The 23,016-nt window shown below is 54.8% G+C and carries 19 protein-coding genes; 2 read left to right on the top strand and 17 right to left on the bottom strand.

The window, feature by feature from the left end; all coding sequences use genetic code 11:
• Window positions 1-23: 23 nt before the first annotated feature.
• From V8L70_RS13900 to V8L70_RS13885, 4 genes are all read right to left on the bottom strand, one after another.
• The gene (locus V8L70_RS13900; protein ID WP_101145318.1) at window positions 24-524 is read right to left on the bottom strand and encodes a disulfide bond formation protein B; all 501 of its coding nucleotides are present in this window, start codon (window positions 522-524) and stop codon (window positions 24-26) included.
• Complete coding sequence (gene gshA / locus V8L70_RS13895; protein ID WP_101145319.1) at window positions 521-2,164, bottom strand: glutamate--cysteine ligase; 1,644 nt, start codon at window positions 2,162-2,164, stop codon at window positions 521-523. The genes V8L70_RS13900 and gshA overlap by 4 nt, the downstream gene beginning before the upstream one ends.
• A gap of 163 nt (window positions 2,165-2,327) precedes the next feature.
• Entirely contained in the window at window positions 2,328-4,697 is a 2,370-nt protein-coding gene (locus tag V8L70_RS13890; protein WP_336269739.1) for a Tex family protein, read from the bottom strand.
• An 80-nt stretch (window positions 4,698-4,777) separates the two neighbouring features.
• A complete protein-coding gene (locus tag V8L70_RS13885) occupies window positions 4,778-5,029 on the bottom strand; it encodes a DUF1127 domain-containing protein (RefSeq protein ID WP_336269738.1) in 252 nt (83 codons plus the stop codon).
• Window positions 5,030-5,150: 121 nt separating this feature from the next.
• On the opposite strand from V8L70_RS13885, the gene V8L70_RS13880 reads away from it, so the two are divergent.
• Window positions 5,151-6,011: a LysR substrate-binding domain-containing protein gene (locus V8L70_RS13880; RefSeq protein WP_336269737.1), complete on the top strand. Its 861-nt coding sequence runs from the start codon at window positions 5,151-5,153 to the stop codon at window positions 6,009-6,011.
• Here the strand turns inward: V8L70_RS13880 and V8L70_RS13875 are convergent.
• The 6 genes from V8L70_RS13875 to yrfG all read right to left on the bottom strand — a co-directional run bounded on the left by V8L70_RS13875 (window position 6,001) and on the right by yrfG (window position 11,896).
• On the bottom strand, window positions 6,001-7,215 hold the full coding sequence (locus V8L70_RS13875) for an alpha-hydroxy acid oxidase (protein ID WP_101145323.1): 1,215 nt from the start codon (window positions 7,213-7,215) through the stop codon (window positions 6,001-6,003). The two genes, V8L70_RS13880 and V8L70_RS13875, sit on opposite strands and share 11 nt — an antisense overlap.
• Before the next feature lie 50 nt (window positions 7,216-7,265).
• Window positions 7,266-7,763, bottom strand: coding sequence for a peptide-methionine (R)-S-oxide reductase MsrB (msrB, locus tag V8L70_RS13870; protein ID WP_336269736.1), 498 nt, complete (start codon window positions 7,761-7,763; stop codon window positions 7,266-7,268).
• A 217-nt stretch (window positions 7,764-7,980) separates the two neighbouring features.
• Complete coding sequence (locus V8L70_RS13865; RefSeq protein WP_336269734.1) at window positions 7,981-9,534, bottom strand: phosphoenolpyruvate carboxykinase; 1,554 nt, start codon at window positions 9,532-9,534, stop codon at window positions 7,981-7,983.
• Between the two features lie 309 nt (window positions 9,535-9,843).
• The gene (gene hslO, locus V8L70_RS13860) at window positions 9,844-10,719 is read right to left on the bottom strand and encodes an Hsp33 family molecular chaperone HslO (RefSeq protein WP_176302783.1); all 876 of its coding nucleotides are present in this window, start codon (window positions 10,717-10,719) and stop codon (window positions 9,844-9,846) included.
• A 98-nt stretch (window positions 10,720-10,817) separates the two neighbouring features.
• Entirely contained in the window at window positions 10,818-11,207 is a 390-nt protein-coding gene (gene hslR, locus V8L70_RS13855; protein WP_101145327.1) for a ribosome-associated heat shock protein Hsp15, read from the bottom strand.
• The gene (gene yrfG / locus V8L70_RS13850) at window positions 11,204-11,896 is read right to left on the bottom strand and encodes a GMP/IMP nucleotidase (protein ID WP_176302781.1); all 693 of its coding nucleotides are present in this window, start codon (window positions 11,894-11,896) and stop codon (window positions 11,204-11,206) included. Before yrfG ends, hslR begins: the two co-directional genes overlap by 4 nt.
• Window positions 11,897-11,973: 77 nt before the next feature.
• On the opposite strand from yrfG, the gene nudE reads away from it, so the two are divergent.
• Entirely contained in the window at window positions 11,974-12,615 is a 642-nt protein-coding gene (gene nudE / locus V8L70_RS13845; protein ID WP_336269732.1) for an ADP compounds hydrolase NudE, read from the top strand.
• 23 nt (window positions 12,616-12,638) lie between these two features.
• Here the strand turns inward: nudE and V8L70_RS13840 are convergent, their stop codons facing one another.
• The 7 genes from V8L70_RS13840 to V8L70_RS13810 form a co-directional block, all read right to left on the bottom strand.
• On the bottom strand, window positions 12,639-13,067 hold the full coding sequence (locus V8L70_RS13840; protein ID WP_101145329.1) for a hypothetical protein: 429 nt from the start codon (window positions 13,065-13,067) through the stop codon (window positions 12,639-12,641).
• 2 nt (window positions 13,068-13,069) lie between these two features.
• On the bottom strand, window positions 13,070-13,687 hold the full coding sequence (locus tag V8L70_RS13835; protein ID WP_336269729.1) for a DUF6036 family nucleotidyltransferase: 618 nt from the start codon (window positions 13,685-13,687) through the stop codon (window positions 13,070-13,072).
• 195 nt (window positions 13,688-13,882) lie between these two features.
• Window positions 13,883-14,941, bottom strand: coding sequence for an oxidoreductase (locus tag V8L70_RS13830; protein ID WP_336269723.1), 1,059 nt, complete (start codon window positions 14,939-14,941; stop codon window positions 13,883-13,885).
• A 54-nt stretch (window positions 14,942-14,995) separates the two neighbouring features.
• The gene (gene ilvD, locus V8L70_RS13825) at window positions 14,996-16,840 is read right to left on the bottom strand and encodes a dihydroxy-acid dehydratase (RefSeq protein ID WP_336269722.1); all 1,845 of its coding nucleotides are present in this window, start codon (window positions 16,838-16,840) and stop codon (window positions 14,996-14,998) included.
• A 252-nt stretch (window positions 16,841-17,092) separates the two neighbouring features.
• On the bottom strand, window positions 17,093-19,270 hold the full coding sequence (locus tag V8L70_RS13820) for a methyl-accepting chemotaxis protein (RefSeq protein ID WP_336269721.1): 2,178 nt from the start codon (window positions 19,268-19,270) through the stop codon (window positions 17,093-17,095).
• Window positions 19,271-19,457: 187 nt separating this feature from the next.
• Window positions 19,458-21,623: a methyl-accepting chemotaxis protein gene (locus V8L70_RS13815; protein ID WP_336269718.1), complete on the bottom strand. Its 2,166-nt coding sequence runs from the start codon at window positions 21,621-21,623 to the stop codon at window positions 19,458-19,460.
• Between the two features lie 191 nt (window positions 21,624-21,814).
• Entirely contained in the window at window positions 21,815-22,939 is a 1,125-nt protein-coding gene (locus V8L70_RS13810; protein WP_101145334.1) for an RNA-guided endonuclease InsQ/TnpB family protein, read from the bottom strand.
• Window positions 22,940-23,016: the final 77 nt, after the last annotated feature.

The raw sequence follows: 23,016 nt of genomic DNA, 5'->3' as shown, positions 1-23,016 counted from the left end.
ATCTCCTTATAGCTGCCTTACGGCTAACCCCGGCTTTTAAAAAACAGCATCCGTAACGGGGCGATGGCCAGAATGGCAAAACCGATCAGCGTCCAGGCGGGTAGCGAGAGGCCTAACAGCGAGAAATCGATATTAGCGCACTCCCCCGAGCCGGTCAGCACCATGGCCACCACCTCCTGCATGGGCAGGATGTCCATCATGTAATCAAGCCCAGGGCCGCAGGAAGGCACCTCATCGGCAGGCAAGCCTTGCAGCCACACATGACGCCCGGCGATAAAGGCACCGGTGCCTACGGCAGCCAGCGCCAGCACTCCGTAAATTACTTTACCGACCCGCCCGGCCGGGCTATGAATGGCGGCAATGGCAAACACAATGCCCGCCGCGATCACCGCGACACGCTGGAAGATGCATAGCGGGCAAGGCTCAAACCCACCGATATGCTCCAGGCCAAGCGCCACCGCCATCATTAAAACGCAGAAGGCCAAACCGGCCAGGGCAACCGAACGATATGTAGGCAGGATCATTGATGAGCCTCAGATGGCAACGCGGACAAGGCCCGGGACTCGCGCGCCTTGGCGAAATAAGCCTCTAGAAACGCTTCAAAGGTTTCATTATCAGCGGCTTCAATATCGCGCTGCTGCTGGTGCGAGGTTTCAATCAGTTGAGCAAGTAGCGCTTCACGGCTGCGCTGCATAGGTTCTGCTTTCAGCTGCTCCGCCTGCTCCTGGGCCAGGCTAAGCATTAAATCACTTAGCGAGCCGCCGTTCGCTTTGAGCCGTTCGAGCACCTGTGCTGATGGCGTTAGCGAAGGGTCTGCTAGGCGTGGAGCGAGTTCTGCCAGTGCGTCAGCATGAGGGCTTCCCTCTTCGACGGCATCTAATAGGCGGGCGACTTCACCCATCTCGGCAAATATTTGTTCGCCCCATTCACGCACCGACGTCGCTTCACCATGATTAAACAGCTTAAGCGCAGGGTCGCGGCCACGCTCGACTACCCAGCGACGGTTGTCGTCCAAGCGGTCACACTCTTCATCGGAGATCCAGGGGCTGTCGCTGAGTAGGCACCACATCAAGAAGGTGTCCACAAAGCGCATCTGGGTTTCGGTTACGCCGAGAGGGTCGAAAGGATTGAGATCGAGACAGCGCACTTCGATGTACTCCACACCGCGGGCTTCGAGGGCCTGGCTGGGGGTTTCGTTGTGCTTGGCGACACGCTTGGGGCGAATATCACTGTAGTACTCGTTTTCGATCTGCAGAATATTGGCGTTTAGCTGGCGCCATTCGCCATCAACATTAACGCCCATTTTCTCGTAGTCCGGCCATGGCGACGAGATGGCATGACGCAGGGTATTGACGTAATTCGATAGCGAGTTAAAACAAATTTTGAGCTGCGACTGAACCTTGTTTTGATAGCCCAGATCGGACATACGTAGCGTCGTCGCGTAGGGCGCAAAATAGGTGTCGTCGCTGAGTGACTGCAGCTTTTCAGGCACTTTTTTGTCGTCAGGCAAAAAACTTTTATCGATGGCGGGTGAAGCGCCGAAAAGATACAGCAACAGCCAACTATGGCGGCGGAAGTGGCGGATCATGCCGAAATAGCGAGTGGAGCGGTAATCGTTAAATGGGATGTTGGTGGCTTTTTCCAGCTCACGCAGGGCGTGCCACATGTCATCGGGCAACGATACGTTGTAGTGAACGCCGGCAATCGCCTGCATGATGCGGCCGTAGCGCATGTCTAGCCCTTTGCGGTAAACATGCTTCATGGTGCCCACATTGGAGCAGCCGTAATCGGCAATCGGCACGCTGTCATTACCTGAGAGCCGTGATGGCATACTGCCAGGCCAGATCCATTCATCCTGCAGGTGGTGATAAGTAAAGGTATGCAGGTCAGACAGAAACGACAGCGCTTCACTCGGGTCGGAGTAAACCGGCGTGATGTACTCAAGCAACGACTCTGAGTAGTCGGTAGTGATATGCGGATGCGTTAATTTAGAGCCTAAGGCATGCGGGTGCGGCGTTTGGGCAATGTGTCCATTGGCATCAACCCGCAGCCCCTCTTTTTCAAGCCCACGACGCAGGCGGCCCAACCGACCAAGGCGCGCGCTGGGGATTAGGCGTTCAACTTGCGCGGTCAGCGCGGATGGCACAGTGAGTGGTTCAGGCAAGGTGAACACTCCTTGTCAGTAAAGCCCGCTGTGAGCGGACCTTGGTGTAGTCAGGTGGCATCGCCATCATCGCTGTCTCAAAATAGAAAACAGGATATGGCGGCAACCGTGTTTTTTTCAAGATATGGCTTTTTTCAAGGTACAGCTATTTTAAGGCGCGCGACTATTTGCCGCCGCGTGCTTTTAGCAACGCAGCACCGAGCGCGCCCATGGGCGCTTCCGCTTCAGCAGGCTTAGCGCTATGACGCTGGCCGCGAGACGATTTACGGTTTGCATTATGCTGATCCGTAGGCGAGCCATTGTTTTTGTTAGCACCGCCCCTAGTATCGTTTTCAGCCTCCGGCTGATCATCCAGACGCATGGATAGCCCAACCCGCTTGCGGGGAATATCAATGCTCATGACTTTAACCGTCACAATATCCCCCGCCTTGACCACACTGCGTGGGTCGTCGATAAAGCGGTCCGACAGTGCTGAGATATGCACCAAGCCATCCTGATGGACACCGATATCCACAAAAGCACCAAAGTGTGTCACGTTAGTGACCGTGCCTTCGAGCACCATTGAAGGTTTAAGATCGTTAAGTGTTTCGACCCCTTCGCGGAACTCGGCGGCTTTAAATTCTGGGCGCGGATCGCGGCCAGGCTTATCCAGCTCTTTCAAGATATCGCTCACCGTGGGCACACCAAAGCGCTCATCGGCAAAGTCGGCAGGCTTTAACGCTTTTAGCGCAGCGCTATCGCCGATCAAACCGCGAACTTCCCGACCGCTCTGCTTGGCGATTCGCTCTACCAAGGGGTAGGCCTCAGGGTGAACGGCGCTGGCATCCAGGGGGTTGTCGGCATTGTGAATGCGCAGGAAACCAGCGCACTGTTCAAAGGTTTTCGCGCCCAGTCGGCTAACTTCTAGCAGCTCTTTACGGCTCTTGAAGGCGCCCTTGACGTTGCGCTGAGCAACGATATTTTCGGCCAACGCAGCACTTAACCCCGCCACTCGCGAAAGCAGTGCACTGGAGGCGGTGTTCAGATCGACGCCGACAGCGTTTACACAGTCTTCAATCACGACTTCCAGGCTACGCGATAGCTGTACCTGGGAAACATCGTGCTGGTACTGACCCACACCGATGGATTTGGGTTCGATTTTCACCAGCTCGGCCAGCGGATCTTGGAGGCGACGGCCGATGGAGACAGCACCACGCACGGTGACATCCAGATCAGGCATTTCCCGCGAAGCGTACTCGGACGCAGAGTAAACTGACGCCCCCGCTTCCGAGACCATCACTTTACTTAAGCGATACTCAGGCGCCAGGGCTTTAAGCAACTCGCCCGCCAGCTTATCGGTTTCGCGGCTGGCGGTGCCATTACCCACGGCAATTAATTGCACGCCATGCTGTTTCGCTAATTTAGCGAGCACGCTGAGGGACTCGTCCCAGCGGTTTTGTGGCGCGTGCGGGTAGATGGTGGTGTGGTCGACAAACTGCCCGGTGGCATCGATCACTGCGACCTTACAGCCGGTGCGCTGACCGGGGTCGATGGCAAGCGTCACTTTCTGCCCCGCCGGTGCGGCTAGCAGCAGGTCTTTTAGATTTGCCGCGAACACTTCAATGGCGGTGAGCTCTGCCTGTTCACGTAAGCGGCCCAGGAGCTCGGTCTCAAGCGCAGTGTAGAGCTTCACTCGCCAAGTCCAGCGCACCACTTCAGAGAGCCATTTATCCGCCGCACGGCCCTGGTCGCTGATGCCGAAGTGCCTGGCAATCGTGACCTGGGCGGGATGCACTGGGGCTTCCTCTTCACCGGGCAGGCGAATCGACAGGCTCAACACGCCTTCATTACGCGCTCGGAACATCGCCAGGGCACGGTGTGACGGCGCTTTGGAAAGTTTTTCGTCGTGCTCGAAATAATCGGAGAATTTGGCGCCCTCCTGCTGCTTACCCTCCAGCACGCGGGCGCTGAGTTCGCCCTCTTGCCAAAGTCGTTCACGCAGCAGGCCGATCAGTTCGGGGTCTTCCGCGAAGCGCTCCATCAATATCTGCTTGGCGCCATCCAGCGCGGCCTTGGCATCCTCGATGGCAGGGATATCGTCCTCTGCCGGTCGCAGGTAGTTGCCAGCTTCGCTTTCGGGGTCGAGTGTCGGGTCGGCCAACAGCGCATCGGCCAGTGGTTCGAGCCCCGCCTCGCGGGCAATCTGCGCTTTGGTACGGCGCTTCTTCTTGAAGGGTAGGTATAAATCTTCCAGCCGCTGCTTGGTCTCTGCGCCCTCGATACTTGCTTTCAGCGGGCCATCCAGCTTGCCCTGCTCATCAATGGCGGCGATCACCGCGGCGCGGCGCTCTTCCAGCTCGCGCAGGTAGCGCAGGCGCTCATCCAGTTGGCGTAGTTGAATATCGTCCAGCGCACCGGTGACTTCTTTACGGTAACGGGCAATAAACGGCACGGTGGCACCGCCATCCAGCAGCTCTACCGTGGCGGCGACTTGTTCGGGTCTTACGCTTAGCTCGGTGGCTAGGCGGGAAATAATACGCTGATTGACATCCATAAATTGCAACTAACTCATGCAGCATTTTTAAGTGCCAACAAGGTATCACAAACGTGCCATGGCTGGCATGACTTGCGGCATCAACGCCGCCAGCCATGATCATCCCAAAAGGGGCGTCGTGCTTCACGCTGAACGGCTTCGCGGCTGAGGCCAATATCTTTCAACATATCGTCGCTCAAATGGCGCAAGGTATCCCGCTCGCGACGCAATTGGCGCCAGCGATAGAACTTTTCTCCCCAGGTAATTCTTGGTTGTTCCTGTTTAATTGACTGGCAGTGTTCATTCTGTAAAGGACACTGGCTGTGCTCTAAACAGGCTAACGAGCGCTCCATTTCAACCTCCCTTCGCCGCCAACAACGGCGTAGTGAATAAGTGTTGAAGGAAGTATTGAACAGCGCCTAAAATCAATCCAACGAATACTTCTTATACCCAACATCAAAAAGATTGATAACCATGGCCACACTACCCACCATCGATCATGAGCTGTTGCGTACCTTTGTGGCGATTGTCGACCAGGGCGGGTTTACCCGCGCCGCTCAGACGGTAAACCGCACTCAATCCGCCGTCAGCATGCAGATGAAACGCCTGGAAGAGGACGTTATCGAGCGCCAACTTTTCGTGCGCCAGAATCGCCAATTGCTGTTAACCAGCGAGGGCCACACGCTGCTTGGCTATGCACGTAAGATTTTATCGCTGCAGGGTGAGGCACTAACGCTGTTGCGCCAGCCAGATATGGTGGGACGTGTACGCCTGGGCGTGCCGGATGACTATGTCATGCGCTTTCTACCCGGTATTCTGAAGACCTTTTCTCAGGCCTGGCCGTTGGTGGATATCGATGTGCACTGCGCCCCCTCTTCAGTGCTCTCCCAACAGCCGCAAGAGAGCTTGGATCTAATCATAATGACCCGAGAAATAGGCGATGAAATAGGCACGATTTTAAGGCAGGAACCGATGGTATGGGTCTCCGCCGAGAGTCACTGTACCCATTTACAGACACCGGTACCGCTTGCCATATTCGAGGCACCCTGCTTTTGCCGTCGCCACGCTTGTAATGCGCTAGACCGCGCAGGACGAACCTATCGAATTGCTTACAGCAGCCCCAGTTTGGCTACCCTGCAAGCCGTTGTTGGCGCGGGTTTGGCCGTGTCTGCCTGGATGCGAAGCCTGGTCACTGCCGATATGCAGATATTGGGTGTAAAGGAGGGCTTCCCCGAATTACCAGAAGCGTCCATCGTTTTACAGCGCACCTCTTCTACCCAATCACCAATTATCGCCAGCCTAGCAGAGCATATTGTTGAAGGGTTTAGGTTGTGATGGCTGATGTTACTTTACCGGATGAGGGTTGATAGAGGCATGAACGGTCCAACTGGGAAAGCGTGGTCAGCCCTAATAGCGCCATATTGCGCTCGATTTCACGCTCTAAAAGAGTGGCAACATGCTCTACGCCTTCCTGTCCTGCGCAAGCAGCAGCGTAATTAAAGGGGCGCCCCACGAATACAAAATCAGCGCCCAGCGCCAAGGCCTTGATGATATCGGTGCCACGGCGAAACCCGCTGTCGATCATAATGGGGATATCGCTAATGCGACGCTTGATCTCTGGCAACACCTGGAGCGGAGAGATAGTGCTATCCAACTGACGGGCGCCGTGGTTGGAGAGGATAATCCCATCTACCCCGGCTTGGCGGGCACGTACCGCATCCTCGGGGTTTAGCACCCCTTTGACGATCAGCGTGTCGGGCCATAACCGCCGCACCAGATCGAGATAGCCCCAGTCAAAATGGCGACGCCCTGAGAAGTCCCGCGCTGCTTGACGAGAGATCACGGGTGCTCCCCGTTCCGCATGGTTGTTTTCGAAATGCGGCATTCCCTGTTTACAGAGCGTACGAAGAAAGGTATTACACAACCAGCCTGGCCGCATCAACCCATCGATTGCCAAGCGAAGCGTTGGCTCCAAAGGGGATGAAAAACCTGAACGCCGGAAATTATCCGGATTGGGCGGCACAGGGTAATCCAGCGTGACCACCAGCTTCTTGAAACCGGCTCGCTTGATCCGATTGAGCAGAGCTTCGATGCCTTCTGGCGTGCCGGGTAAGTATGCCTGGAACCAGTCGGCACCCTCCACCTTCGCCACCTCTTCCATAGGCACCAGCGATGAACCACTCATGATCATGGGTAAGTTGCGATTCGCTGCTGCTCGCGCTAGCACTAGGTCGCCCTGGTAAGTAGAAAGCGCACTGATGCCCATAGGGGCAATACCGAAAGGCACGGCGTAGCGTTTGCCATAAAGCTCTGTGTGCAGATCAATTTGCGACACATTGACAAACGCCTTGGGCATAAAGCGATAATCATCAAAAGCAGTGAGGTTAGCGCGCTGGGTTCGCCCATCCTCTGCGACATGATCGATATAGCCAAAAATAGGTCGTGGTAGCGCTCTTTTGGCGAGCCGTTCTACGTCGTGCAAGTTATGGATACGGGCAAGTTTTTTTCGAGTCCATCGTTGTTGGAGCCAACCTTTCACACCACCCTCCTACTGATTATTTTAGATTACCCGCCCATCTATCCACTTGCTCACGCTGGCACAAAACGCAGCGCCACTCCGTTATTACACCATCGCAGGCCGGTAGGATCGGGGCCATCTTCAAATACGTGGCCCTGATGGCCACCGCAGCGGGCACAGTGGTATTCAGTGCGGGGCCAAATTAGTTTGAAATCAAGCTCGGTGAGCATATGTCCTTCTACGTGCTCAAAAAAGCTCGGCCAGCCGGTACCGGAATCATATTTCATTTCACTGGTAAACAGTAATAGATCACAGCCAGCGCAACGATACTCGCCCTCCCCCCACTCCTTATCCAAGGGGCTGGAAAAGGCAGGTTCAGTCCCGTGCTTACGGAGCACATCAAAGGCTTCATCGGAGAGTCGCTCCCGCCACTCGGCTTCGCTAAGCTCGAGCGTTTCCAAACCTGGCGCAGGTTCAAGATCTAGCCGTGGAAAGCCAAACGACAGGCTTGGTATGGCACCTACTATGCCGGTGAGTCCCGCTAAGCCTAAGAATTGACGTCTTTTCATGGGTATCACTCCCTTGCTGTTCTGCGAAGAAAGTAGACAATAAAAATGGGACAGTGCCGAAGCGCTGTCCCATTTTGGCGTCAATCGTTTCTAATGGCGATCACTTCTAAGCACTTAGTCGTTCTAACCGTCGACTACTTACACCCGCCAATTGCTTTTCTACTTGCCTCTTTAACGAGCAAACACACCGGTTCAATCATCTACCAGCCGCTAACCATCAGGTTAGTTGGGGGCCCGCTTGGATGATCGCTTCATTAACGCCTTCAAACTTCTTGAAGTTATCGACGAATTTGGTCGCCAGCTCTTTAAGGTGACGGTCGTAGGCATCGCGGTCCTGCCACGTTTCACGCGGGTCGAGCAGGCTTGAATCAACGCCCGGCACGGCAACAGGCACTTGTAGATTGAGCCCATCGATATGCTTGGTGTCGATATCGCGCAGTACACCCGACTGAATCGCGCTGATGATGGCGCGCGTGGTCGGGATAGAGAAGCGCGAACCACCTTCGCCGTAAGCACCACCGGTCCAGCCGGTGTTGACCAAGTAAACCTGAGCATCCTGCTTATCGACACGCTTGATCAGCAGGTCAGCGTACTCACGCGCTGGACGCGGGAAGAACGGTGCACCAAAGCAGGTAGAGAACGTGGCGGCCAAGCCTTCAGAAGAGCCCATTTCAGTGGAGCCCACTTTGGCAGTATAGCCAGACAGGAAGTGATACGCCGCAGCTTCTTTGGAAAGAATCGACACTGGGGGCAATACGCCTGACATATCGCAGGTCAGGAATACAATCGCATTCGGCTCGCCCGCCAGGTTTTCCGCTACGCGCTTTTCAACGTGCTCCAGCGGGTAAGCGGCGCGGGAGTTCTGGGTCAGGCTATCGTCGGCGTAGTCGGGCTCACGACGATCATCCAACACTACGTTTTCCAGCACGGTACCAAACTTGATAGCGTTCCAGATGACCGGCTCGTTCTTCTCGGAAAGATCGATGCACTTAGCGTAGCAGCCACCCTCCATGTTGAAGACGATACCGTCGCCCCAAGCGTGTTCATCATCACCAATCAAGAAGCGTGCCTGGTCAGCGGAAAGCGTAGTTTTACCGGTGCCCGAAAGACCGAAGAAGAGGCAGGTTTCACCATCTTCCCCCACGTTCGCGGAGCAGTGCATCGGCAGCACGTCGGCGGCAGGTAGCAGGAAGTTCTGCACGGAGAACATGGCTTTTTTCATTTCACCGGCATAGCGCATGCCCGCGATAAGCACTTTTTTCTCGGCGAAGTTGATGATCACGCAACCATCAGAGTTGGTGCCATCGCGAGAGGGATCACACTCAAAGCCCGCCACGTTAAGAATGGCCCACTCGTCTTTAGCAGCTTGATTGTAGGCCAAAGGGCGCACAAACATGGTACGGCCAAACAGGTTTTGCCAAGCGGTTTCGGTGGTAACACGAACCGGCAGATAGTGGGTAGAATCACTACCCACATGAAGCTCAGAGACAAAGTGCTCTTGGCTGTTCAGGTATTCATCGACCCGATCCCACAAGGCGTTGAATTTCTCAGCATCAAAGGGACGGTTGACGCTGCCCCAATCAATTTGGCTACGCGTAGAGGGCTCATCAACAATAAAGCGGTCTTTCGGTGAACGGCCGGTACGCAGGCCGGTATTAACTACCAGGGCACCGTTAGCCGAGAGGCGGCCTTCGCCACGTGCCACGGCGCGCTCGATAAGTTCGGCGCTGCTGAGATTGACGTGGGCTTGGGGAGCTTGAGTCGTGGTCATGTCGATTCCTGGGCCTTAAGGCCGTTATATCTCGTTACCGGGCGTCACCGACGCCTTAAATGTCATCCCAGCCTGCTAAATCGGCTGGGCACGCTGAAGTCCGGCGCATTATGGCAAAAAGAAAGCCCCCAGGAAACGGGGGCGAAGATCAAATATCTTGTAGTTAAACTACTACAAAAGCACTACATTTTGTGTTGCAGCGCAGTAAAAATTAAAACGATCGTTTGCAACAGCGGCCAAATTCATTGGTTCTACTGGTCCGCCTAGCGGCACTAAAAAACGCCCGACTGCCCAGCCGCGACTACATACTTAGTGAATCGTAGGCGATGGGGCTTCAGGGTCATCTAACAAAGTTTCAATATCCGCCGCCGTGTAGTGATATTTCGTATGGCAAAAGTGGCATTGGGTGTCGATAGCGCCCTGTTCGTGAAGAATATCTCGCAGTTCTTCCTTGCCTAGCGTGTGCAGTGCATGGCTCATTCGTTCGCGGGAGCAGGTACAGCCAAAGCGCAGGGCTTTGGGTTCAAAAACGCGCACGGTTTCTTCATGGTAAAGGCGGTGCAGCACTTCGCGCTGTTCAAGGCCGAGCAGCTCTTCTGTTTTAATCGTATCGGCTAACTGCACGCTACGGTCCCAGGCATCGACATCCTGGTTTTGTGACTCTTCAGGGAGGCGTTGGAGCAGCAACCCACCTGCGCGCTTCTCATCAGCCGCTAACCATAGGCGGGTTGGCAACTGCTCGGATTGCGTAAAGTAGGCTTCCAGGCAGCCACCTAGCGTCTCCTGATCCAGCGCGACAATGCCTTGGTAGCGATGACCTTCACGGGGGTCGAGGGTGATGACGATTTGGCCCTCACCGACCAGCTCACGGAAAGAGGCATGCTCGCTAGGCAGGTCGGCGTCTTCCGCGATGCGGGCAATCGCCCGCAATTCACCACCGGGATTGGATTCGGCCATCAGTAATGACAGAACGCCGCGGCCGCGCACTTCGATGCTTAGCGTGCCATCCAGCTTAACGGTATCGGTGAGTAGCGCCACGGCAGCTAACAGCTCACCCAATAGCTCATTGACCGCGGGTGGGTAGGCGTGGCGATCCAACACTTCGTGATAGGCGGCCGCCAGGGTGACGATCTCGCCGCGGACATTGGTGTGATCGAACATAAAGCGTTGAATTTGATCGGACATAATTTGGCAACCTACTATAAAGGACGGCGGGTGTTTAGCTGCGACTAATCGTTAACTGGGCTATTGATGCTGCTGCACTGAGTAAATAGCCGCGAGGGCTACTCACCCTGATTGCGTTGGAAACGCTGAATATCGCGGCGCTGCTTTTTATCAGGGCGTTTGAGCGGATGCTGCATCGCCTCGTTAGTGAGGCGCCTTGCTTCAGCTTCCTTGGCACGACGCTGCACACTTGCGTCGGTTTCTGCATAGAGTGTGCGCGCTTCTGGTGCACCGCGTCGTTGATCCGAAAGCGATACCACCTCTACCTCTAATATCTCCCAGCCCTGTGGTACACGAATAAGCGCACCGATTTCCACCTGTTTGCTGGTTTTAGCGCGGCCACCATCGTAGTGAACCTTGCCACCTTCAATGGCTTTTTTAGCCAGTGCGCGGGTCTTAAAGAAACGTGCTGCCCAGAGCCATTTATCTAAGCGTACGCTCTCGCTCATTTAGGCACTCCTTGCGTTTCAGACTGCTGTTCCGGCAGTTGTTCGGGTAACAGATGAGCGAACCGATCAAGGGCTATAAATTCCTGTAGCTCTTTTTCGGGCCGCTGGCTGTCAGGTTGCTTAATGCCCAGCAAATACTTGATACCAAACTCACGAGCGCTTTCAAGCACGCGGGCATTGTCATCGATAAACAGCGTGCGCGCCGGGTCGAAAGGCTCGATTTCCTGCAACGCAAACCAGAACGCCTGCTCCTCTTTGGCGGCGCCCACGTCTTCGGAAGAGACGATGGCGTCCAAGTAGCTTTCCAGGCCGGTGAGGGGCAGTTTCAGGGCAAGGCTGGCGCGATCAGCGTTGGTGGCAAGCACCACCCGTGGATGTGCTAGCTTAAGCCATTTGAGAAAATCCAGTGCGTCACTGCGCAGGCCTATCAGATGTTGGATTTCTCGTTTCAGGGCGACAATATCCACGCCCAGCTCGCGGCTCCAGTACGCTAGGCTGTACCAGTTTAAAGTGCCCTGCTCGCCGATAATACGCGCGCGCAGCGCTTCCTGAGAGGCTTCATCCAGTTGGTGCAATTCGCGGTAGCGCCGCGGTAAATGCTCAAGCCAAAAATGGCTGTCGAAGTGTAAATCCAGCAGCGTGCCATCCATATCAAGGAGGACAGTGTCTATCTCGCGCCAATCAATCATTGCCGCTCCAGTCACGTTAGGAGTAAGCGTGCTATTGTAGCTTAACCGCCTTTTACCAGCCATGGAGGCACATGTTTATGTCTACGTCCCCCCCTACTCGCCCAACCTTTAATCACCCTGAAGATGGCAGCGTTAACCGCTCGGGTTACCAGCAAAAGCCACAGATTCTTGCTCGCAAGCAGATCACCCAAAGCCGTTTATTCCAGATTGAGTCACTGGATCTGCGTTTTTCCAATGGCGAAGAGCGCCAATTTGAACGTTTAACCGGCGCGGACCGAGGCGCGGTGATGATGGTAGCAATGCCTGACCCGGAGCATGTGCTGCTGATTCGCGAATACGCCGCCGGGTTTGAAGATTATGTGCTCACCTTGCCAAAAGGGCTGGTCGACCCCGGTGAAGATATTATCACCGCGGCCAATCGCGAGCTGATGGAGGAGTGTGGCGTGGGTGCGCACCGCATCGAGCCGCTGGTTGAGCTTTCCCTGGCGCCGAACTATATGCGCCATCGCATGCAGGTGCTGCTTGCCACCGACCTTTACCCCAAGCGACTGCCAGGGGATGAACCCGAGCCATTGATTGTGGAAACTCACGCCATTGAGGAGCTTCCTTCACTGCTATTGCGCGAGGATTTTCACGAAGCCCGTGCGATTGCCGCGCTTTACATTGCGCGAGACAGGCTGCGCGAAGAGAAGCGCAATAATGCGACGGATTTGCTTTGAGGCACTCATTGGCTCTACCCCCGTCAAGCGCTTAGACCATGCCGATGCTTTTTAGAATCAGCGTAGATCCGTGTTTGTAGAGGTAACAGTGCCTTGCGAAGTGAAATGGTGGTATCAGTCAGCCCCCATCGCTTGCTAGGAGAATATCTGCCTTGGGGAAGGACATTGTCGTGCCCAATCAACTGATGATGATATTGACGGGTCAATCGTTGTAGATGCTGTGCGGTATCTCGACGGCAGACAGGGTACTGGCTTAGCAATTCAAGCACACAAAGCGAACGCTGAAATGCCTCACAAGGCATTTCTAAACGAAGTATTTCGAGCTCAGCCCACGTTGGCCGATAACCTTTATACCAGATGGAATCTGCAAGTTGCTTGACGTCATCGACTGCGATTTCAAGAGAATGAGCCCCCACTCGATATAGCAGCTTGCGTTTAACAGAAGCTTCCATAACTAGTCCTCGTTACGATAATAATCATCTAGCATCACTTTTAGGTTTCCCAAAATGCGAGTTTCGTCCCCCACATAGTAGCTGATTGCTTCTCGGGCTAACCGTTCAAATTCTTCGATGTCTATATAAGGAAGCTGTAGCAACGTTTGGATATCGCTTTGATCACGGTCACCAAAGCGACCAAGCTTGGTAATTGCTACATCAAGCGCACTCGCAACGTAGACTTCTACGTTGGGGATATTGCTTTGTGTCACTAACCGAATGATGCGATCTTCGTAATCTTCGTGTAAAGGGGCCAGCGTCGCATTGAAACTAGCATCTAGCTCTAGTATTTGTACTACGCCATCTTCATCAGTGAACACATAGGTGTCTTCGTCCAGAAGCGCAACAATATCGGATTTTCTGGCCAAGCCATGAGATGCGACTTCGGCGTCTATATCCGCGCTACCCCGTGCTCGAGAATGAATGTGAACCGCGCAGCCTCCAAATACAATCACTTGAAAAATGCCTTTTTCGCCACTTGCATACACAGACTCAAGCACATGGAAAAACTCAACGAGTGCACGTCCTAACGCTGTTTTGGGCTCGATTATTGGATATTCACCAGGTTCTATCGGCACGTCATCCCCTTCCTCAATAAGCCCAAAACCAACTCTCGCAGTGCTCTCAGCATCAGCCTGTCAAAGCAAAAAGTACACATTTCACCGAATTCCTGAACTACTGCGGAAGCGGCCAACATCCCATAACAAGCTACCAGACGACTCAGTAGCACTAATGGTGGCAGCTTTAGCTCGCGATCGTTATCTCTTACTTATTTAAAGATGATTTTTCAATGTAATCCAGCGCCGCTGGCGGTGGCTGTCCAACCCCGCTTCCAGCAGAGCCATCGAACGCAGGGCGTCGTCGACGCTTACCGGTAGCGGCGCTTTATTACGAATAGCAGCAGTAATACCCTGGTAGTAAGCTAAGTAATCGCCCGGCAGCGTCGGAAGTTCACGGCGCACCAGCGGCGCGTTTTCACCCTCTCCTTCGCGCAGCGTTAACGTGCCATGTTGGCTATCCTCGCCCCACTGCGGTGCGGGCACTTCGCCTGCTTTCAGCCTACCCTCCTGGGGATCCAGGCCGTACTTAACGAAGCTGCCTTGGGTGCCATGAATCCGAAAACGCGGGGTTGGATCGGCAATTAATGTGCCAGCGGCCAAGGTAACGCGAAAGCCTTCGTAATCGAGCAGCGCCAGGAAGTCATCGTCGGCCTGGGCACGGTCACGTAGTGCGTCTAGTTCCAGCAAGATTGCCTGAGGCATGCCAAACAATTCACAGGCTTGGTCCAACAGGTGCGGGCCCAAGTCGTACCAGATGCCACCTCCGGGGGTCGATTTCTCGCGCCAGCGATCACGCACTTCCGGGCGGAAGCGGTCAAAATGTGATTCAAAATTCACCACACGCCCTAGCGTCCCCGCTTCAAGCAACGCTTTAACGGTTAAGAAATCGCTATCCCAACGGCGGTTATGAAATACCGACAAAAGACACTCTTTTTCATCCGCCAACTTTTTGAGCAACTTTCCTTCCGACAGCGTGACCGTGAATGGCTTATCGACCACCACGTGCTTGCCCGCCGACAGCGCCGCTTTCGCGAGCGAAAAATGCGTGTCGTTGGGTGTCGGAATAACAATCAAATCAATATCACTGCGCTTGCAAAGCGCCAACGCCTGGGCCTCTACCTCTACGTTAGGAAGTGACGCCTGCACCTTAGCAGCATCGCTTGAGGATACCGCTACCAAATCCAGGCCCTCCGTGGCCTGAATAAGCGGTGCGTGGAAGGTTTGGCTCGCAAATCCGTAGCCGACTAATCCAACGTTAATAATTGCCTTCATTTGATTCCTTCAATGTTGTGACTGCGACTGATGATTGCCGAGCTTAGTGCCCTATCAATCCAGCTTGCTTAGGTCTCGAACGGCCCCTTTGTCGGCAGATGTGGCCAATAGCGCATAGGCTTTCAGCGCTGGGGTAATCTTGCGGGGGCGCTGTTCAACGGGCTTCCAGGCGGTAGCGCCTTTTGCCTCCATCGCCTCGCGGCGAGCCGCCAGCTCCGCATCGCTCAGGTTGACGTTGATCGTCCGGTTAGGAATATCTATACGGATGATATCGCCCTGCTCAATTAAGCCAATGGCGCCCCCAGCTGCGGCTTCCGGCGACACATGACCAATCGAAAGCCCAGAGGTGCCGCCCGAAAAGCGACCATCGGTGAGCAGCGCGCAGGCTTTTCCTAACCCTTTAGACTTGAGATACGAAGTGGGATAAAGCATCTCTTGCATGCCGGGGCCACCTTTGGGGCCTTCATAGCGGATCACGACGACATCGCCCGCTTTGACCTTATCCGCCAATACATCGGCAACCGCCTGATCCTGGGACTCGACCACATGCGCGGGGCCTTCGAATACCAGGATTGATTCGTCGACCCCGGCGGTTTTCACCACGCAACCATCCAGCGCGATATTGCCATACAGCACGGCCAAGCCACCCTGCTGGGAGAAGGCGTGTTCCAGGTCGCGGATACAGCCCGTGGCGCGGTCGCCGTCGAGGCTCGGCCAGCGGGCGCTTTGGGAAAAGGCGGTCTGTGTGGGAATACCGCCCGGCCCGGCTTTAAAGAACTCAACTACTTCGGCGCTGGGCGAACGCATAATGTCCCACTCATCCAGCGCGGCCTTGAGGCTGTCGCCATACACGGTGGGCACCGAGGTATCCAGTACGTGTGCACGGTCCAGCTCACCGAGAATCGCCATGATACCGCCCGCACGATGGACGTCTTCGATATGGTATTTCTGAGTGTTGGGCGCCACTTTGCAGAGCTGGGGCACTTCACGGGAGAGGCGGTCGATATCCGCCATGGTGAAGTCCACCTCGGCTTCCTGGGCAGCAGCCAGGAAGTGCAGAATGGTGTTAGTAGAGCCCCCCATGGCGATATCCAGCGTCATGGCGTTTTTGAACGCTGCTTTGGAAGCAATGGCACGGGGCAGCAGGTGCGCTTCATCGCCTTCGTAATAGCGTTTGGCCAGCTCAACAATGCGGTGACCGGCGGTTTCAAACAGGCGACGACGATCTGAGTGGGTGGCCAGCACGGTTCCGTTACCAGGCAAAGCCAAGCCTAGCGCCTCGGTCAGACAGTTCATCGAGTTGGCGGTGAACATTCCTGAACAGCTGCCGCAGGTGGGGCACGCGCTGCGCTCGACTTCGGCGAGGGTTTCGTCATCAACGCTGTCATCGGCGGCCATTACCATGGCGTCTACTAAATCAAGGCCATGGTTAAGCAGCTTGGTTTTACCCGCCTCCATGGGGCCACCAGAGACAAAGATAACCGGAATATTCAGGCGCAACGCGGCCATCAGCATCCCAGGGGTAATTTTGTCGCAGTTGGAGATACATACCAGCGCATCGGCACAGTGGGCGTTGCACATGTACTCGACGCTGTCGGCAATCAAGTCACGGCTAGGCAACGAATAGAGCATGCCGTCGTGACCCATGGCGATGCCGTCATCCACCGCAATGGTGTTGAACTCTTTCGCTACGCCGCCCGCTTTCTCAATCTCCCGCGCCACTAGCTGGCCCATGTCCTTTAAGTGAACATGGCCCGGCACAAACTGGGTGAAGGAGTTGGCGACGGCAATAATCGGCTTTTGAAAGTCACCGTCCTGCATACCGGTGGCGCGCCACAGGGCGCGTGCACCGGCCATATTACGACCAGCGGTGGTGGTACGTGAGCGATACTCTGGCATGGCGTCCTCTACTCTCTTAATATCTATCTTTTAATAACCATCGCAAAAGCTTTCTTGGATAAAAGCTTAAAGACAATGCTCTTTTTTTATTCGCCCACAACATAAAAGGCCGTAGGCTAGGATGTCTGAATAATCAACGGCCTTCGATTGTGGCATGAGCGCCACGCAGAGACTAGATGCAGCGACTAGATACAGAGGCTAGATGTAGAGGCTCGAAGTAGAGAGAAAAGCGCCTTCCATGGCGCTAATTCATTAGAACGTTTCCCACGCCTCTTCGGCTGGCTGAGGGGCAGCGGTGCGTTGGGGCAAGTGCCCCTGAGGGGATGCGGCAGCTAAGGGAAGTGTTGGCTGAAAGCCTACTTGCTTAAGCATACGCTCGCGAGCGGTTTCGCTGCTCTCTTCTGCCGCGCCCTCTAACCGGAAGGCGGCGATGACGTTCGCGAGGCTTAATGCTTCGCGGGTGAGGTCCTGAGCGGCGCTGGAAATTGACTGTACCTTGGAAGCGTTCTGCTGGGTGACATGATCCATCTCGGAGACAGCAGTATTGATTTGGGCGATACCGCTGCTCTGCTCATCAGATGCGGAGCTGATCTCTTCCATGATATCGCTGACTTTCATTACTTGAGTCACGACCTGATCAATAGCCGCTTCAGCCTCTTTCACCGCCTGGGCACCACCGCTGATTTCCTGGGAGGAAGAGTCGATTAAGCGGCGAATTTCCCCAGCGGCATCGGCACTGCGCCCCGCCAAATTACGCACTTCATTGGCCACCACGGCGAAGCCACGCCCCTGCTCACCTGCGCGTGCAGCTTCCACCGAAGCATTCAACGCCAGAATATTGGTTTGGAAGGCGATACCATCAATCACGCTAATGATGTCGGTCATTTTATCGGCACTGGCGGCAATACGCTCCATCCGCTCGACAAGCGCCTGCATACGCTCGCCGGTCTCACGGCTAGTGGTAGCATTTTGCATGGCTAGCTGATTGGCCTCGCGGGCGTTTTCGCTATTTTGCTGCACAGTCGCCGTCATTTGGTCCATGCTGGAAGCCGTTTGCTGCAGCGAAGACGCCTGCTGCTCGGTGCGTGACGCCAGGTCTTCATTCTGCTGTTTAATATGTTCAGAAGCAGGTGTGACGACATCAACCTTATTGCCCACTTCAGTAATCAGCCCGGATAGGCTTGCACGCATGGTTTCCAGCGAACTCAACAGCTCACCTAGTTCATCATTGCGCTTTAGGGTGACACGGTTGGCCAGGTTACCCGCAGCAATCTGGAACGTTACTCTGCGCGCTTCATTGAGTGATTTAATCAACGATTTAAGCACCGCCATGCTCAGCCCGACCATCAACACAATACCGAGCAGTAGTACGCCTAACTGGCCGTATAGCAGTACTTGTTGCTGTTGTTCAGCATTTCCCATCAGCGTTTGGGCCGCTGTTCGCTCTTGATCCACCAGCAAATTGACCGTGGCGCTAATGCTTTCAGAGGTCGGTTGGACGGTATCGTTAAAGGCCTCAAACGCAGCAAACCCATTGCCATCCCGGATAGCGGTCAGAGTGACATCAGCACTTTCCATAAAAGTGGCGAGGTGTGCCGTGAGCCCTTCCTGCACGCTCCCTGTTTCTCGCAGCGCAGTGTAGCCTTGCCAGGATTGTTCAATATCGGTACTCATGGTGGCTAATTGCGTTTCTAGCACATCCAGGTCTGCACGGCGGGGATTACGTACGGCAGGTTCAAGTGCTTGGATCGCTTGACTAACACGCTGGTCAATTTGCTGAAGGTCGGTAATACCTTCAAGCCCTGTTTGATTGAGCGTGCGCAACCGTTCCGCGGAACTGGTCAAGCCGTAAACGCCCGCAGCCCCGGCCACCAGCAGCAAAACAATCGCAGCCAGCACCATGCCTATCAGTTTGGCCTGCATGCTATTGAAACTAAAACGCTTTACCCAACCGCGCACGCCAGTGCGGCGCACTGCACCATAATGGAGCGTAAAGCCGCGTGTTTTGCCCTCTTGCATCGCAGCGTAAACGCGCTCTGCCTGGGCAATGGCCTTAGCGTCGGCTTTGCGCCGGATAGAGGTATAGCCCACTACGCGCTCACCATCGAGTAGCGGCGCGATGGTGGTATGCATCCAATACGCCTCTCCGCTTTGGCGACGATTTTTAATCAGTCCTTGCCAGGTTTTTCCCGCCTCAATGGTTTCCCACAAATTCTGAAAAACAGCTTTGGGCATGCTTGGGTGGCGGAACAGGCTATGGGGTTCGCCCATTAACGCTTCTAACGAGTAGCCGCTCACTTCCACAAAGGTTTGGTTGGCGTAGGTGATTCTGCCCTGTAGATCCGAACGTGAGATCAGCACTTCGTCATCGGCTAACTCGTATAAGCCGGATGTTGCCTGCGTCGATGTTGCCTGTTTAGCACTGCGCATTTAGAACCCCTACTTTTTATTGAAGGCTGGTAATGCCATTAGACTCAGCAGAGTTCCCTAGACTGGATCATTTGCTGGCTGGGCCATTTCAATTAGGAGTAATGCATAAAACATGCCACCGCTTAGGGTGGCATGGTATTAAACGAAATGATGAAAATCAGCGACCTAGCATTCTTTATACCGCCTACTAGAACGTTTCCCACTGATCGGCATGGGGTTGTGTTGAAAGGGATTGGGGACGTCGCTGGGAAGGAGCTGGCAAACCGCGGGTTGCTTTGTTTAATGCATGGGTTGCACGCTGCAACTTCGCCCGCGCCTCGTTGATGTTCTCATCCTGGGCACCTTCCAAACGGAATGCGTCCACCACGTTGGCAAGCTCATGAGCCTCAAGGGAGAAATTGTCGGCTGATGCCGCAATCGTCTGAACTTTAGAGGCATTCTGCTGAGTCACATGGTCCATTTCAGCAATCGCCGTGTTTATTTGGCCGATCCCACTGCTCTGTTCGGTGGAGGCGGTACTGATCGCGGCCATCAGTTCACTGACCCGACTAACCTGCTGAGACACCTCTTCAATCGCCCGCTCCGCCTGCTCGACGGCACTGCGGCCCCCGCTTACTTCTTGCGTCGTGCTGTCAATCATCTTGCGGATTTCCTGGGCAGCATCCGCGCTCCGCCCAGCCAGATTACGCACTTCGCTGGCGACTACGGCAAAGCCGCGGCCATGCTCACCGGCACGAGCGGCCTCAACCGAGGCATTGAGTGCCAGAATATTGGTTTGGAAGGCAATGCCATCGATGACGCTAATCATTTCGGTCATTTTTTCAGCGCTCTGGGCAATACGCTGCATGCGCTCCACCAGTTGCTGCATTTGCTGGCCGGTATCTTTGGTGCTAGCAGCGTTCTGTACCGCCAGTTCGGTTGCTTGGCGGGCATTCTCGGTATTCTGCTGAACCGTCGAGGTCATCTCTTCCATACTCGAAGCGGTTTGCTGCAGTGACGATGCCTGTTGCTCCGTACGCGACGAGAGCTCTTCATTTTCAGCGGCGATCTGTTGGATTGCCGGGGTGACGACCGAAACGCGACTTTCCACATCACCCACAATGCTCGATAAGCTAAAACGCATGGTATCCAACGAATAAAGTAACTCGCCCAACTCATCGTTGGTTTGATGATGCCCTCGAGCAGCCAGATTGCCAGCGGCGGTTTGAAAAGTGATATAGCGCGCGCCCGATAAACTGCGCAACACGGATTTCAGTATCATCGCGCTCAGGCCAATCATGACCAGAAAACCAATGGCCAGTAATGTCAGCTGGGCTACCAGCATCTGTTGGCGTCCGCTTTGCGCCTGAGAGACCAACGCTTCAGCATCGGCGCGCACTTGCTCGACCAAGGTGCTGTTTAGCTCACGCAGTGATTCCGTCGTCGGTACCACTATGTCGTTAAAAGCTTCAAAGGCCGCAAACCCGTTGCCTTCTTGAATAGCGACCAGGGTGTTTTCCACACCGGCGTCCCATGTGGTCAGCGCACTATCGAATGCTTGGTTTGCTTCAATCTCAGCCACCTCATCGACATTGTAATCAAGCCATAGCGTATTCAATGAGCGGGTATATTCGCCAATTTCAGCGTTAATGGCGTCAAGATCCGCTTGGCGTGGATTACGTACGACCGGCTCCAGCGTCTCGACCGTTTGCCCAATATAGCGTTCGATGTGCTGTAGGGTAGCTACTTCACCCAGCCCAGAGCGGTTGAGTGTTTCCAGACGCTCACCGGACATCACCAGGGCGTAAACCCCCATGCCTCCTGCAAGGCTTATAAGCAGTAGCGAAGCCACCACCATGCTGGTGAGCTTGGCTTTCAGGCTGGTGAGCTGGAACCGGGTCAGTATGCCGGTTAAGCCTTTGCGACGTAGCGCGCCCTGGGCGAGCTTATAGTGGCGGGACTTGCCCTTTTCACGAATTTCAGCGTAAACCTTTTCCGCCCTGGCCACTGCGTTGGCAGAGGCTTTGCGGCGAACGGAGGTATAGCCTGCAATGCGTTCACCGTCCCGTAGTGGCGCCACGGTGGCATGTACCCAATAGTGATCGCCATTTTTGCGGCGGTTTTTGACCACGCCTTGCCAGGTTTCTCCGGCTTGAATCGTTTTCCAGAAATCCGCATAAGCCGCTTCTGGCATATCGGGGTGACGAAGTAGATTATGCGGAGCGCCGATTAGCTCTTCACGGCTATAGCCACTGACCTCAACAAACGTAGGGTTCGCGTAGGTGACATTCCCTTTTAAGTCCGAACGGGAAATGAGCACCGTTTCTTCGCTCAGGACGTATTCACGTTGGGACACAGGCTGGTTATTGCGCATTAATGCTCCGAAAATTAGATGTTCTTAATTTTACTAAATCAGCCGCTATTATGCGCCATTATGGCTATTGTTGGGTTATAACAAAGTGAACAAATCTGACACTCCCCGCCTGCCGCGCTTCGCGCTATCGGCGAGGGTTCTTGGGTCGCCCCAGAACCTTCCTGCTTCAACACGCCTTCACTAGATAGCGGCTAGGCCGCTATCCCCGCTCCGGTCGCTCCACAGGCTAACCCTGCCAGTCCGGCAGTTTGAATATTCTTCGCGGCGTTAATATCGCGATCTATCGGTTGGCCACAGCCTTCGCAATGCCAGTGACGCTGTGACAACGGTAGCTTTTCGACCTGATGGCCGCAGCCGTGGCACACCTTGCTGCTGGGGAGCCACTGGCTGACCTTCACTACCTGGCGTCCCGCCCAGGCGGCTTTGTACTCAAGTTGGCGGACAAATTCGCCCCACCCCGCATCGCTGATGGCCTTGGCTAGATGACGGTTTTTTACCATGCCGGTGATGTTCAACGACTCGACACACAGCACTTGGTTGTCGTTAATCAGTGTTCGGGTCGCTTTGTGGATTGCATCACGGCGGCAGTCCGCGATCTTGGCATGCAGCCGCGCCACTTTCTGGCGGTATTTTTGACGGTTATTCGAGCCTTTCCGTTTCTTGGCTAACCGGCGTTGCAAGAACGCCAGCTTGGCCTCGTAGCGTTTAAAATGTCGTGGGTTCCCCGACTTTTCGCCTTCGCTGGTGATAAAGAGATCGGTCAACCCAAGATCAATACCCACCATGTTGGGCGTGATTGACAAAGCCTCTGGCGTGACCTCACACAAGCAGCTAATGAAATATCGGCCTGCACGATCGCGGGAAATCGTGATGCTCGACGGCGCACTCGGTAGCGGGCGGCTCCATCGGATCGGTAACGCCACCGTCGACTTGGCGATCGTGATCTCTCCATCGCGATAGCGAAAGGCGGCTTTGGTTAACCGGATCGATTGTCGACCCTCTTTTTTCTTAAAACGTGGGTAGCGTGCCCTGAGCTTGGGATTAAAGAAGTTGTCGAACGCGGCTTTTTGATCGCGGAGGGTTTGTTGCAGGATGACGCTCGATACCTCTTTTAACCATGGATATTCTACCTTCAAGTCAACCAGGCGCTTTTCCGCTGCGGAGTGAGAAACACTTTCCCCATGCTGCTGATACGCCTCAGTGCGAAACGCCAATGTGTTATTCCAGACAAAACGGGCACAGCCGAACGACTGTGCCAACAGCACAGCCTGCTCGGCGGTGGGATAAAGTCGTTCTTTGTAGGCACGCTTTGTCATACTGGATAAATTATCAGCTATCTGGGGTGGTATCAATACAGCACCGCTACGCGGTGCGCGCTTATATCACCGCCCAA

Origin of the sequence: Vreelandella arctica (assembly GCF_037070215.1) — a bacterium.
Lineage (GTDB): Bacteria > Pseudomonadota > Gammaproteobacteria > Pseudomonadales > Halomonadaceae > Vreelandella > Vreelandella arctica.
This window is presented reverse-complemented; position numbering and strand designations above follow the sequence as displayed.